11 protein-coding genes, 1 pseudogene and 1 riboswitch are annotated in these 13,524 nt (G+C 69.9%); of the genes and pseudogenes, 4 read left to right on the top strand and 8 right to left on the bottom strand.

What is annotated here, in order from left to right; genetic code table 11:
• Positions 1–206: 206 nt before the first annotated feature.
• Positions 207–314, top strand: a pseudogene (locus tag ACJ512_RS05730) (HNH endonuclease signature motif containing protein); the annotation flags it as partial.
• Positions 315–322: 8 nt separating this feature from the next.
• Here the strand turns inward: ACJ512_RS05730 and ACJ512_RS05735 are convergent.
• From ACJ512_RS05735 to ACJ512_RS05745, 3 genes are read right to left on the bottom strand one after another with little or no spacing between them, the layout of a single operon-like run.
• On the bottom strand, positions 323–1,057 hold the full coding sequence (locus ACJ512_RS05735; RefSeq protein ID WP_407685847.1) for a class I SAM-dependent methyltransferase: 735 nt from the start codon (positions 1,055–1,057) through the stop codon (positions 323–325).
• Positions 1,054–2,205: a homoserine O-acetyltransferase MetX gene (gene metX / locus ACJ512_RS05740; RefSeq protein ID WP_407685846.1), complete on the bottom strand. Its 1,152-nt coding sequence runs from the start codon at positions 2,203–2,205 to the stop codon at positions 1,054–1,056. Before metX ends, ACJ512_RS05735 begins: the two co-directional genes overlap by 4 nt.
• Positions 2,206–2,217: 12 nt before the next feature.
• Positions 2,218–3,603: a bifunctional o-acetylhomoserine/o-acetylserine sulfhydrylase gene (locus ACJ512_RS05745; RefSeq protein ID WP_407685845.1), complete on the bottom strand. Its 1,386-nt coding sequence runs from the start codon at positions 3,601–3,603 to the stop codon at positions 2,218–2,220.
• Positions 3,604–3,796: 193 nt separating this feature from the next.
• Positions 3,797–3,914: riboswitch (SAM riboswitch) on the bottom strand.
• A 165-nt stretch (positions 3,915–4,079) separates the two neighbouring features.
• Here ACJ512_RS05745 and ACJ512_RS05750 point away from each other — a divergent pair.
• Positions 4,080–5,318: an NADP-dependent isocitrate dehydrogenase gene (locus ACJ512_RS05750; protein ID WP_407685844.1), complete on the top strand. Its 1,239-nt coding sequence runs from the start codon at positions 4,080–4,082 to the stop codon at positions 5,316–5,318.
• On the opposite strand, the gene ACJ512_RS05755 is transcribed toward ACJ512_RS05750, so the two are convergent.
• The gene (locus ACJ512_RS05755; RefSeq protein ID WP_407685843.1) at positions 5,315–6,160 is read right to left on the bottom strand and encodes an alpha/beta fold hydrolase; all 846 of its coding nucleotides are present in this window, start codon (positions 6,158–6,160) and stop codon (positions 5,315–5,317) included. The two genes, ACJ512_RS05750 and ACJ512_RS05755, sit on opposite strands and share 4 nt — an antisense overlap.
• A gap of 106 nt (positions 6,161–6,266) precedes the next feature.
• On the opposite strand from ACJ512_RS05755, the gene trpS reads away from it, so the two are divergent.
• Together trpS and yhjD are read left to right on the top strand one after the other, a co-directional pair.
• Positions 6,267–7,286 (top strand): tryptophan--tRNA ligase, encoded by a 1,020-nt coding sequence (gene trpS / locus ACJ512_RS05760; protein ID WP_407685842.1) that lies wholly within the window; start codon positions 6,267–6,269, stop codon positions 7,284–7,286.
• 10 nt (positions 7,287–7,296) lie between these two features.
• On the top strand, positions 7,297–8,325 hold the full coding sequence (gene yhjD, locus ACJ512_RS05765) for an inner membrane protein YhjD (protein ID WP_407685841.1): 1,029 nt from the start codon (positions 7,297–7,299) through the stop codon (positions 8,323–8,325).
• Here the strand turns inward: yhjD and nagA are convergent.
• From nagA to ACJ512_RS05785, 4 genes are all read right to left on the bottom strand, one after another.
• The gene (gene nagA / locus ACJ512_RS05770) at positions 8,322–9,443 is read right to left on the bottom strand and encodes an N-acetylglucosamine-6-phosphate deacetylase (protein ID WP_407685840.1); all 1,122 of its coding nucleotides are present in this window, start codon (positions 9,441–9,443) and stop codon (positions 8,322–8,324) included. The genes yhjD and nagA overlap by 4 nt on opposite strands.
• Positions 9,434–10,792: a sugar porter family MFS transporter gene (locus ACJ512_RS05775; protein WP_407685839.1), complete on the bottom strand. Its 1,359-nt coding sequence runs from the start codon at positions 10,790–10,792 to the stop codon at positions 9,434–9,436. Before ACJ512_RS05775 ends, nagA begins: the two co-directional genes overlap by 10 nt.
• The gene (gene dacB1, locus ACJ512_RS05780) at positions 10,789–12,021 is read right to left on the bottom strand and encodes a D-alanyl-D-alanine carboxypeptidase DacB1 (protein ID WP_407685838.1); all 1,233 of its coding nucleotides are present in this window, start codon (positions 12,019–12,021) and stop codon (positions 10,789–10,791) included. Before dacB1 ends, ACJ512_RS05775 begins: the two co-directional genes overlap by 4 nt.
• Positions 12,022–12,174: 153 nt before the next feature.
• Positions 12,175–13,509, bottom strand: coding sequence for an aspartate aminotransferase family protein (locus ACJ512_RS05785; protein ID WP_407685837.1), 1,335 nt, complete (start codon positions 13,507–13,509; stop codon positions 12,175–12,177).
• Between the last annotated feature and the right edge of the window lie 15 nt (positions 13,510–13,524).

The raw sequence follows: 13,524 nt of genomic DNA on the forward strand, positions 1-13,524 counted from the left end.
GCCGACGTTGTGGTGCCTCCCGGCTCCTGCGGGGCCTGCTCAACGCCGGGGGTCGGGGTTAACTATAGCCCAAGGGCGAGCAGCGGGCTAAATGAAAACCGTTGCGCCGCAGACAAACCCGCTATAGTCGGGCAAGTTATCCGCCCTCTGGGTCACCCGCACGCGACGGCTATAGGCCGCAGATAGTTTGTCGGCGACGGCGCGGCGAATGGATCCCACCCTCACACCTCGAGCGCGGCCAACCCCGCACCAACACCTACTGGCACCCCGAAAAACTCCTGCGCACAGACGAAGACGACGAGGACGAAAGCTGATCGCGCCGTCAGGCCGCCAGCGTCGCCCGGATGCACACGGTGACGTAGGGCAGCGCCAGTCCCGTCGAATTCGCCAGGGCCGGATGGGTGGCCAGCAGCTCGCGCACCCCTTCGAGTGTTCTGGTGCGGACCTCGGCCGGTGAGGTGATGCAGTAGCTGCGTGACGCCACCAGATCGATCAGCGCTTGCGGCGTAAGGTAATTCGTCCACTCCACGCGGTGGCGCTCCAGGTCGGTGAACGGTGCGGGCAGCGTCACGTCGAGCCGGCCGCCGTCGTCGTCGCTGCCGATGATCTCGCCGAGCTCGTGCACCCAGCCGAGCCGCTCGTCGCGGGTGTTCCACACCAGGCCCAGCCGCCCGCCGGGGCGCAGCACGCGGGCCACCTCCGGAAGCGCTCGCGCCGGATCCACCCAATGCCAGGCCTGGGCGACCAGCACGGCGTCAACACTGTTGTCGGGCAACGGAATCTCTTCCGCGGTGCCCAGCAGGGCCCGGGTCTGCGGCAGCGTGTCGCGCAGCACCTCGAGCATGTCGGGGATCGGATCGACGGCCACCACGTCCAGGCCGCGCTCGACCAGCCTGGTGGTCAGCTTGCCCGTGCCCGCGCCCAGATCGAGCACCTGGTGCGCGCCGGCCGGCAGCAGCCAGTCGATCGCCTCCGGTGGGTAGGACGGGCGGCCACGCTCGTAGGCGGCGGCCGCCGAGCCGAACGACAGGGAACGTTCCTGTCTCGGCCGGGTCACCGCCGACACGCGCCTTCGGCCCGTCCTGATTGGGAAGCCAGGACGAGGGTCTTGCGGATCAACTCGCCGACCGCCTCGGACTCCACCAGGAAGCCGTCGTGCCCGCATCTGGAGTCGACCACGTGCAGGCCGGAGCAGCCCGGCAGCAGGTCGGCCAGCTCCTCCTGCAGGCGCAGCGGGTAGAGCCGGTCGGAGGTGATGCCGCCGACCACGGCCGGAACCGGGCACCTGCGCAGGGCCTGGCGCACGCCGCCGCGGCCACGACCGACGTCGTGGCTGTTCAGCGCCTCGGTCAAGATCACGTAGCTGCCGGCGTCGAAGCGGGACAACAGCTTGTTGCCCTGATGCTCGAGGTAACTCTGCACCGCGTAGCGGCCACCGTGCGCCGGATCCTCGTCGCCCTGACGGTCGTTGGCGAACCGGGTGTCGAGTTCCACCTCGCCGCGGTAGGTCAGGTGCGCGAAGCGGCGGGCGATCGTCAGCCCGTCCTCCGGCTTGCGTCCGCTGTCGTGGTAGTCGCCGCCCTGCCAGTTGGGGTCGGCCTTGATGGCCGCGATCTGAGTGGTCTGGGTGCCGATCTGGTCGGCGGTGGCGCGCGCGCCGACCGCCAGCAGCAGCCCGGCCCGGACCCGGTCGGGGTGACCGACCATCCACTCCAAAGCCCTTGCGCCGCCCATGGATCCACCGACGACCGCGGCGACCTCGTTGATGCCCAGCGCGGCCAGCGCGGAGATGTCGGCCTCCACCTGGTCGCGCACGGTGATCAGCGGAAACCTCGAGCCCCAGGGCTTGCCGTTCCGGGCCCGCGAGCTGGGCCCGGTGGAGCCGCGGCAACCGCCCAGCACGTTGGTGGCCACCGCGCACCAGCGGTTGGTGTCGATCGGTGCGCCCGGCCCGATCACGCCGTCCCACCAGCCGGGCGTGGGATGCCCGGGTCCCGCCGGCCCGCTGACGTGGGAGTCGCCGGTGAGCGCGTGCAGCACCACCACCACGTTGTCGCGCGTGGGCGACAGCTCGCCCCAGCGCTGGACGGCGATGCAGACGTCGTCGATCACCGCACCGCCTTCGGTGGTCAGCGCGCCGATGTGGACGAAGCCGATCTCGCCCTCGGTGGGCAGCGTCTGGGTGGGGAACTCCGAGATCGTCATGTCAGATCCGCCTCAGAAGGCCGCCACCGCGTGCGGGTCGCCAGTGGACTGATCCGATCGCCCCGGCCCACCGAATTTTCGGGCCGCGGCGAAACCGAGCTCGAGGTCGTCCAGGATGTCGTCGATGCCCTCGATGCCGACGGCCAGCCGCACCAGCCCAGGGCTGACGCCGGTGGAAAGCTGCTCCGCCGGGCTCAGCTGGGCATGGGTGGTCGACGCCGGGTGGATCACCAGCGAGCGCACGTCGCCGATGTTGGCGACGTGGCTGTGCAGCTTGAGCGCGTTGACGAACGCCTTGCCGGCCTCGATCCCGCCGGCCAGCTCGAACGAGAGGACGGCCCCGGTGCCCTTGGGCGCCAGCTTCTTTGCGCGCTCGTGCCACGGCGAGTCGGGCAGGCCCGCGTAGTTGACCGACAGCACGCCGTCGTGGCCGGCCAGGAACTCGGCGACGCGCTGCGCGTTGGCGACGTGGCGCTCCATGCGCAGGCTCAGCGTCTCGATGCCCTGGGCGACCAGGAACGCGTTGAACGGCGAGGCGGCCGACCCGAGGTCGCGCAGCAGCTGCACGCGCGCCTTGAGCGCGAACGCCGGCGGCCCCAGCTCGGCGTACACCACGCCGTGGTAGCTCGGGTCGGGCGTGGTGAATCCGGGGAAGCGGCCCTGCGTCCAGTCGAACGTGCCGCCGTCGACGATGACGCCGGCGATCGCGGCGCCGTGCCCGCCCAGGTACTTGGTGGCCGAGTGCACCACGATGTCGGCGCCGTGCGTGAACGGCTGGATCAGGTAGGGCGTGGCGACGGTGTTGTCGACGATCAGCGGCACCCCGTTGGCGTGGGCGACCCCGGCGACGCCGGGGATGTCCAGCACGTCGATCTTGGGGTTGGAGATGGTCTCGCCGAAGAACGCCTTCGTGTTCGGCTTGGCCGCGGCCTGCCAGGAGTCCAGGTCGTCGGGGTCCGCGACGAAGGTGACCTCGATGCCGAGCTTGGCCAGCGAGTAGTGCAGCAGGTTGTACGTGCCGCCGTAGAGCCGCGGACTGGCGACGATGTGATCTCCGGCACACGCGACGTTCAATATGGCGAATGTCTCAGCGGCCTGTCCCGAGCTCAGGAACAGCGCCGCCACCCCGCCTTCCAGCGCGGCGATGCGCTGCTCGACGACGTCGGTGGTCGGGTTGCCCAGCCGGGTGTAGATGTTGCCCGGCACCTCGAGGCCGAACAGCGCGGCGGCATGCGCGGTGTCGTCGAAGGTGTAGGACGTGGTCTGGTAGATCGGCAGGGCGCGGGCGTGGGTGGTCGGGTCCGGGTGCTGGCCGGCGTGGATCTGCTTGGTGTCGAAGGACCACTGCGCGGTCGGATCGGTTTCGTCGTTGGCAGACGTACTGTTTTCGGTGCCCACGGATGTTCGCTTTCTGCTGGCATGGACGATTCGGGTATCGGGGGCAGCCGCGCGGAACGTCACCACCGGTGACGTCAACCGGCGCGGCGGCCGGTTAACAACGACACACGAGTCGACACATAAGCCGATCCGAGAGAGCCGGGTAGATGATGCACATCACGTTTTCCCCTCCAGTCAGGGGCCCGTTATGGCGGACCCGCGCTTGCCGCGCAGCCTGTGGCTACTAGACCTGGTCTTTCACCCGGGGCACCCCACCGCGGTTGGAGGGTTGCCGGCCAGCAAGCCGGGGCTTAGCGCTGGCGCTCATGACCGAGATGAAGCTTATCGCATAACACCGAGTCCGTGCCAACTCTCGGCCAAGACTTGCGGGGCCGTGGCCGTTCACCGGCCCTGGGGCCGTCGACGACCTTTAGTAGTCTGGCCTGACGAGCGACCGCTCGCCCAAGCTTCCCAGTTGCTGGAGGATGTGGACACAGATGTCCAAGGACGCCAAGATCAAGGTCAAAGGCCCGGTAGTAGAACTCGATGGCGACGAGATGACCCGCGTTATCTGGAAGCTCATCAAGGACATGCTGATCCTGCCGCACCTAGACATCAACCTGGAGTACTACGACCTGGGCATCGAGCACCGGGACCGCACCGACGACCAGGTCACCATCGACGCCGCCTACGCGATCAAGAAGCACGGGGTGGGTGTCAAGTGCGCGACCATCACCCCCGACGAGGCCCGCGTCCAGGAATTCAACCTCAAGAAGATGTGGCTCTCGCCGAACGGGACCATCCGGAACATCCTGGGCGGCACCATCTTCCGTGAGCCGATCGTGATCTCGAACGTGCCCCGGCTGGTTCCGGGCTGGACCAAGCCGATCGTGATCGGCCGCCACGCGTTCGGGGACCAGTACCGGGCGACCAACTTCAAGGTCGACAAGCCCGGCACCGTGACGCTGACGTTCACCCCGTCCGACGGCAGCGAGCCGATGGTGCACGAGGTGGTGACCATCCCTGAGGACGGCGGTGTCGTGATGGGGATGTACAACTTCAGGCAGTCCATCCAGGACTTCGCGCGCGCCTCGTTCGCCTACGGCCTGAACGCCAAGTGGCCGGTGTACCTGTCCACCAAGAACACCATCCTCAAGGCCTACGACGGCATGTTCAAAGACGAGTTCCAGCACATCTACGAAACCGAGTTCAAGGACAAGTTCGAGGCCGAGGGGCTCACCTACGAGCACCGGCTCATCGACGACATGGTCGCGGCGTGCCTCAAGTGGGAGGGCGGCTACGTCTGGGCCTGCAAGAACTACGACGGCGACGTGCAGTCCGACACCGTCGCGCAGGGCTACGGGTCGCTGGGGCTGATGACCTCGGTGCTGATGACCGCCGACGGCAAGACGGTGGAGGCCGAAGCGGCCCACGGCACCGTGACCCGGCACTTCCGCCAGTACCAGGCCGGAAAGCCGACCTCCACGAACCCGATCGCGTCGATCTTCGCCTGGACGCGCGGGCTGCAGCACCGCGGCAAGCTGGACGGCACGCCGGAGGTGTGCGAGTTCGCGCAGACGGTCGAGGACGTCGTCATCGCCACGGTCGAGGGCGGCAAGATGACCAAGGACCTGGCCATCCTCATCGGTCCCGACCAGGAGTGGCAGCAGAGCGAGGAGTTCCTCAACTCGATCGCCGAGAACCTGGAAAAGGAACTGGCGGCCGGCTCCCGCTAACCGGCCGGCGGCTTCGCGGCGCCCCGCGCCGCCGCGGCGCACGAGTCGAGGAAGCCGGTGATCACCCCGGCGACGCGGTCGGGCGCCTCGAACATGGGGATGTGTCCGACACCGTCGAGCCTGGTGACCTTGTGGTCGTCGGGCAGGTGGGTGGTGAAATGCCGGCTGAACCTGGGCGCGGGCACCACCCTGTCCTTCTCGCAGATCACCAGGTGCGCCGGCACGGCATTCTCCGCGAGCTCACGCAGGCCGTGCAGCAGCACGGACTTGACGAGCAGCTGGAAGTAGGCCGGGCAGTGGGCGACGTCGTCGATGCAGCCGAGCAGTTGTTCGTCGCTGACCCCGTCGGGTGATGCGCTGATCGCGTAGGTGGCCAGTCGGCGGCTGAACGGCAGGCGCATCACGCGTGGCCCGAACAGCCAGGCCAGCACCAACAGCGGGATGCCCAGGACGAACTTGGCGATCACCTCGAACTTGTGCGGGCTCCACCGCGTCCAGCCGCCGGCCGGGGCGATGCCGGTGACGGTGCGTGCCCGCCCGCGCCGCTCCAGCTCGAAGGCGACCCAGCCGCCCAGCGAGTTGCCGACGATGTGGGCGTCCTGCCAGCCCAGCTCGTCCATCTGTCGCTCGACGTGATCGGCCAGCACCGCCGAGGACAAGAACCAGGTGCCCGCCGCCGGGCCGCCGTTGTGGCCGGCCATCGTCGGCGCGAACACCTCGTAGCGGCCGGTGTCGGCCAGCCGCCGGGCCACGTCCTCCCAGACCGCCTGCGACAACAGGAACGGGTGCAACAGCACGACCGGCTCCCCGGAACCCAGACGGATCGGTTGACGACTCCCCATAGCCCGAACCATAAAGCCGGTACCGCCGGTACCGCAAGCGAGCGTCCGCGAGGCGCCGCCGGTGGCTGAGGGGACGGCGGCGGCGCATGAAAAGATCGCAGACATCATGACCACAGCTACCGGATCCAGACGCATCTTCTCCGGCGTGCAGCCCACGTCCGACTCGCTTCACCTCGGCAACGCGCTGGGCGCCGTCGCGCAATGGGTCGCGTTGCAGGACGACCACGAGGCGTTCTTCTGCGTGGTGGACCTGCACGCCATCACCGTCACACAGGATCCCGAGGCGCTGCGCCGCCGGACACTGGTCACCGCCGCCCAGTACCTCGCACTGGGCATCGACCCCGGCCGCAGCACCGTGTTCGTGCAGAGCCACGTGCCCGCCCACACCCAGTTGGCGTGGGTGCTGGGCTGCTTCACCGGTTTCGGGCAGGCATCGCGCATGACGCAGTTCAAGGACAAGTCGGCGCGCCAGGGCAGCGACTCGACCACCGTGGGCCTGTTCACCTACCCGGTGTTGCAGGCCGCCGACGTGCTCGCCTACGACAGCGATCTCGTCCCGGTGGGCGAGGACCAGCGCCAGCACCTCGAACTGGCGCGCGACGTCGCGCAGCGGTTCAACGCCCGCTTCCCCGACACCTTCGTGGTTCCCGACGTGCTCATCCCCAAGGCCACCGCCAAGATCTACGACCTACAGGACCCCACGTCGAAGATGAGCAAGTCGGCGGCCACCGACGCCGGGTTGATCAACCTGCTCGACGATCCGGCCAAGTCCGCAAAGAAGATCCGCTCCGCGGTGACCGACAGCGAGCGCGAGATCCGGTTCGACCCCGAGGCCAAGGCGGGCGTGTCCAACCTGCTGACCATCCAGTCGGCGGTCACCGGGGTCGGCGTCGACAAACTGGTCGACGGCTATGCGGGCCGGGGCTACGGCGACCTGAAGAAGGACACCGCCGAGGCGGTCGTCGAGTTCGTCGGCCCGATCAAGGCCCGCGTCGACGAATTGCTGGCCGATCTCAGCGAACTGGAGACCGTGCTGGCGGCCGGGGCGCAGCGCGCCGAGGATGTGGCGGGCAAAACGGTCCAGCGGGTCTACGATCGGCTGGGGTTCCTTCCGCAACGGAGGTAGCGCGTTTCCTATGGGCGAACCGGGCAGGCCTGGGCTCCTCGATCGGCTGCGGACCCGCTACGGATCGTTCGACCACGCGATGCGCGCCTACCAGCGCTACAGCGACCGCAACGGCGGCTTCTTCGCGGCGGGCCTGACGTACTACACGATCCTTGCGCTATTCCCTTTGCTGATGGTCGGTTTCGCGGTGGTCGGGTTCACGTTGTCACTGCGTCCGCAGCTGGCGGCCCTCATCGAGCACCGCATCACCTCCACGGTGACCGGCGAGCTGGGCCGGCAGCTGGTCGACCTGATGCACTCGGCGATCCACGCGCGCACGTCGGTCGGTGTGATCGGGCTGGCCACGGCGTCCTGGGCCGGGCTGAGCTGGATGTCGCACCTGCGGCAGGCGCTGACCGAGATGTGGTGGGAGCAGCGTTTCGACTCACCGGGTTTCGTGCGCACCAAACTGTCCGACCTGGTGGCGATGCTGGGGACGTTCCTCATGACGGTGGCCACCATGGGCCTGTCGGTGCTCGGTCACGCGGCGCCGATGGCCGCGACGCTGAAATGGCTCGGCGTACCGCAATTCTTCGTGTTCGACTGGATCTTTCAGGCCGTGTCGATCGCGGTGTCGGTGCTGGTGTCGTGGCTGCTGCTGACCTGGATGATCGCCCGGCTGCCGCGGGAGAAGGTCAGCTTCGTCGACTCGATGCGGGCCGGGCTGATGGCCGCCGTCGGGTTCGAGTTGTTCAAGCAGGTGGGCTCGATCTATCTGCAGAAGGTGGTGCGCAGCCCGGCCGGCGCCGCCTTCGGCCCGGTGCTGGGCCTGATGGTGTTCGCCTACATCACGGCCTATCTCGTCCTGTTCTGCACCGCGTGGGCGGCGACGGCGTCGACGGACCCCCGGGCCCGGCGCGTGGAGCCGCCCGCACCGGCGATCATCACCCCGCGGGTGCGGGGGAACGAGGGGCTCAGCGCGCGCCAGGCGGTGACCGCGGCGGCGATGGGAGCCGTTGGTGCGCTGGCTTTTTCCCGGCTGACGCGGCGGCACCGCTAGCCCCGCGGGGCAACCCGCCAGTCGCCGCGGGCCATGACGGCGCTGACCCGCCAATCCCGATCCAGCACAACCAGGTTGGCGTCGTAGCCGGCCCGCAGGCTGCCGACCCGCTGCAGGCCCAGGGCCCGCGCCGGTGTCGCCGCGGTCACCTGCACCGCCTCGGCCAGACCGGAGCGCCCCGCCACCGCGCGGAAGAGCCGGTCCATCGTCGCGGTGCTGCCCGCGATCGTGTCCGTCCCGCGGACCCGCGCGACGCCGGCGACCACCTCGACCGGCACCGCCCCGAGCCGGAACGTGCCGTCGTCGCAGCCGGCCGCGGCGACGGCGTCGGTCACGACGGCGACCCGCTCGGGTCCCGCGGCGCGGATCACCGCGTCCACGACGGCCGGGTGCAGGTGGACGCCGTCGGCGATGAGCTCGACGGTCACGCCCGGGTCCGCCAGCAGGGCCAGCGCCGGCCCGGGCTCGCGGTGATGTAGCGGCGGCATCGCGTTGAACAGGTGCGTGCCGACGGTGGCGCCCAGGCCGATGGCGCGTTTGGTCTGCTCGTAGGTGGCATCCGAATGACCCACCGCCACAACGACTCCCGCGTCGAGAAAGCGCCGGATCGCCTCGTCGCAGCCGGGCCGCTCGGGCGCCAGCGTCACCATCTTGATCGCGCCGCCGCCGGCGTCGAGCACGGCGTCGATCTCGGCGGGCTCCGGGTCGCGCATCAGGGTGCGGTCGTGCGCGCCGCAGCGTGCCGCGCTCAGCCACGGCCCCTCGAGGTGGATGCCCGCGACGGTGCCGCGCCGGGCCGCTGCGGCGAGCGCGCGGACCCCGGCGATCAGCTCCGCCGGCGCGGCGGTGACCAGGCTGGCCATCGTCGTGGTGGTGCCGTGCCGCAGGTGGAAGGCCGCGGCGTCGGCGACGGCGTCGGGGTAGGAGGCCCCGCCCCCGCCGTGCACGTGCATGTCGACAAACCCGGGCACCACAACCGAATCGGGGAGGTCGGTGTCGGGCGGACGGGGCGGCGCGCCGGCGCCGCACCCCAGAATCCGGCCGCCGGAGGTTTCCAGCCATCCGGGCCGGCGGACCTGCCCGTCGAGCATCAGGGTGCCGGCGCCGATCAGGGACATGGTTTGTCCCAGCGCCCGCCGTTCTCCCAGAAATGCCGGATGTCCTCGAGTTCGCGGCCCCTGGTCTCCGGCGCGTAGCGGTAGACGACGCCGAACGCCACCACCGCGAGAACCGCGAACACCGCGAAAGTCCCGGCGCCGCCGAGGGTGTGCAGCATGCTCAGGAAGACCGCGGCGACGATCGCGTTGGCCACCAGGTTCGAGGTCAGCATCGTGCTCGACCCGATGGACCGCAGCCGGGTCGGGAAGCTCTCGCTGGCATACACCCAGCCCAGCGACCCGAAGCCGAGCGTGAACCCCACGATGAACAGCAGCACGCCCGCGAACCCGAGGACCGCGCCGCCCACGCCCCGCCCGAACACGGCCATCAGGACGACGTCGGCGGCGATCATCGTCGCGATGCCGCACAACAGGATCGGGCGCCGCCCCAGCCGGTCGACGAGCAGCATCGCGGTGAACACGGCCGCCAGTCCGGCGACCTGAACCAGCGCCGGCAACCCCAGCAGCGCGAAGTCCCCGGTGAACCCGATCGCCTCGAATATGCGCGGGCTGTAATAGACGATCGCGTTGATGCCGGTGATCTGGATCAGGAAGCCGAGCGCGACCACGAACAGGGTGGCCCGCAGGTACGGCGGGCGCAGCATCTCGGCCATGCCCCCGCGGCCCGCCGAGCCTTCGCCGACCGCGCGGCCGATCTCGGCGAGTTCGCCCTCGACGTCCGCGGCGGGTTCCACCCGCAGCAGCGCCGCGCGCGCGTCGGCGGTGCGGCCCTTCATCACGTACCACCGGGCGGTGTCGGGCATGCGGATCAGCAACGGCAGCAACAGCGCTGCGGGCACGGCGGCCAGGCCCAGCATCCAGCGCCAGGCGTGGGCGCCGGCCAACAGGTAGGCGGTGACGTAGCCGACGATGAGCCCGCTGACGGTGGCCAGCTGGTAGACGGTCAGCAGCGACCCGCGCACCGCCGCCGGAGCCGACTCCGCGACGTAGACCGGCACCACCACGATCGAGACGCCGACGGTCAGCCCCAGCAGGAACCGGGCCGTCAACAGCATCGGCAACGACACCGACAGGGCACCCAGCACCGCGAACGCCGCGTAGGCCACCAGCAGCGACACCACCGACCTCTTGCGCCCGAACGCGTTGGCCAGCACGCCGGCACCCAGTGCCCCGGCGATCTGGCCGAGCACCGCCATCGTCGTCAGCAGCTCCTGTTGCCGCGTCGTGAGCCCGAAGTCGCCGGTGACGAACAGCTGCACGCCGGCGATGATGGACAGGTCGTAGCCGTAGACGACGCCGACGCTGGCGGCGGTCAACCCGACCAGCCGGCCCCCGGGCCGGGTGCTCAACGATGCTGCGGCCGGCGGTTCATCGACCGCGCCGCCATGATCAGCCCGAAAACGACGATCGCCCCGATGACGCCGACGCCCACCCGCACCGGCACCGCGTCCGCCGACGGGAGGAGCCCGGCGGCCTGCGCGGCGCCGGCGTGTCCGGCGGCACCCTCCGGCTTGGCGGGCGCCAGCGAGGGGTCGGGCGCGACCAGCGACCCGACCTGCGTGCCCGGCGGGGTGGCGAACCCGTAGTCGAGCAGATGCGCGGCCTGCTCCCACGGCGCGATCGGCTGCCGGGTCCCGTGCAGCAGCACCGCCACCAGCCGTCGCCCGTCGCGGTTGGCCGCACCGACGAAGGTCTGGCCGGCGTCATCGGTGTAACCGGTCTTGCCGCCCAGCGCGCCGGGATAGTTGTAGAGCAGCTTGTTGTCGTTCTCCAGCTCGTAGCCGGGGTGGTCGCCGTGGCCGGGGAAGTCGAAGGTCTTGGTGGCGACGATGTCGGCGAACACGGGGTTACCCCAGGCGTAGCGGTAGAACAGGCCGATGTCGTAGGCCGAGGTGCTCATCCCCGGGCCGTCCAGCCCGGACGGCGTCGCCACCCGGGTGTCGCGGCCACCGAGCTTGGCGGCGAGCACGTTGATCTTCTCCAGCGCCTGCTGCATCCCGCCGAGCTGCATGGCCAGCGCGTACGCGGCGTCGTTGCCGGAGTGCATCAGCAGCCCGTGCAGCAGCTGGTTGACGGTGTACATCCCGCCCTCGGCGACCCCGACCTTGGTGCCCTCGACGGCCGCGTCCTCCGCGGTGCCGGGAACCACCTTGTTCTCGTTGAGCGCGTTGATGGACGCCATCGCGACCAGCACCTTGATGACGCTGGCCGGGCGGTGCCGGGCGTGCGGGTCCTTGGCGGCGATGACCGCGCCGCTGTCCAGGTCGGCCACCAGCCAGGCGTCGGCCGAGACGTCGGTGGGCAGCAGCGGCGTGTCGGGCGCGACGATGACGCCGCAGCTGCCGAGGGCCTCGCCGCCGACCGGCTTCGGGGGCACCGCCAGCGGCATCGGCGGGTCGCCCGCCTGGGGGACTTCCGACGAGTCCACCGCGGGCGGGGTGGACACCCGGTACGGGCAGTCGGTGGGCCCGGCGTTGGGCACCGGCTCGGCGCTCGCCGCGGGCGCGCCCAACGCGGCCGGGGCGGCCATCATGAAGACCGCCGCTGCCAGGCACGACGCGGATCGTAAGAAGGTCATCGGTGTGCAGACTAGGCGATCGGGCGGCCGATCCCCGGGAGCCGCGCTGTGACTAGTGGGGCGGAAGTTACTCGCCACCGCCGCGAAAGTGCAACCGTCGACGTGTCTACTCGCGCGATGCGTCGCTGGTTGCACTCTCGCGATGAGACGCGCCTACAGCCGCTTCCACGCCTCGGTGAGCACGTCGCGCAGGATGGACTCGATGGCGTCGAACTCGGCCTGACCGCTGATCAGCGGCGGCGCCAACTGGATCACCGGGTCGCCGCGGTCGTCGGCGCGGCAGTACAGGCCGGCCTCGAACAGCGCCGGCGACAGGTAGCCGTGCAGCAGCCGCTCGCACTCGGCGGCGGTGAAGGTCTCCTTCGTCGCCTTGTCCTTGACCAGCTCGATGCCGTAGAAGTAGCCCTCGCCGCGCACGTCGCCGACGATGGGCAGGTCGTACAGCTTCTCCAGCGTCGCGCGGAAGGCCGGCGCGTGATGCCTGACCCGGTCGTTGAGCCCCTCACGCTCGAAGATGTCCAGGTTGGCCAGCGCCACGGCCGCCGACACCGGGTGGCCGCCGAAGGTGTAGCCGTGCGGGAAGACCGTGGCGCCGTCGTCGAACGGCTCGAACAGGCGGTCGCCGGCGATCATCGCGCCGATCGGGGAGTAGCCCGACGCCATGCCCTTGGCGCAGGTGATCATGTCGGGGACGTAGCCGAAGTCGTCACAGGCGAACATCGACCCGATCCGGCCGAACGCGCAGATCACCTCGTCGGACACCAGCAGCACGTCGTATTCGTCGCAGATCTCGCGCACCCGTTCGAAATAACCCGGGGGAGGCGGGATCGCGCCGCCCGCGTTCTGCACCGGCTCGAGGAACACCGCGGCCACGGTGTCGGGCCCCTCGAACTCGATCGCCTCGGCGATCCGGTCGGCAGCCCAGCGCCCGAAGTCCTTGGGGTCGTTGGCAAATGGATCGGGTGCGCGGTAGAAGTTCGTGTTGGGCACGCGGAACCCGCCCGGCGTCACCGGCTCGAACGGAGCCTTGTAGGACGGCAGCCCGGTGATCGCCAGCGCGCCCTGCGTGGTGCCGTGGTAGGCGATCGAGCGCGAAATGACCTTGTGCTTGCCGGGTTTGCCGGTGAGCTTGAAGTACTGCTTGGCCAGTTTCCACGCGGTTTCGACGGCCTCGCTGCCGCCGGTGGTGAAGAACACGCGGTTCAGGTCGCCGGGCGCGTGGTGCGCGAGGCGCTCGGCGAGCTCTATCGCGGCCGGGTGCGCGTATCCCCAGAGCGGGAAGAACGCCAGCGTCTGCGCCTGCCGGGCGGCGGTCTCGGCGAGCTCGGCACGTCCGTGGCCGACCTGCACCACGAACAGCCCGGACAACGCGTCCAGGTAGCTCTTGCCGCGGTCGTCGAAGATGGTGACGCCCTCGCCGCGGGTGATGATCGGATGCGTGATGCCCGCGCCGTGGCGGGCGAAATGCAACCAGAGGTGATCGGTCATGGTGCCCGAGAGTAG

It is taken from the genome of Mycobacterium cajalii, assembly GCF_045809005.2.
In the GTDB taxonomy this organism is placed as follows: Bacteria; Actinomycetota; Actinomycetes; order Mycobacteriales; family Mycobacteriaceae; genus Mycobacterium.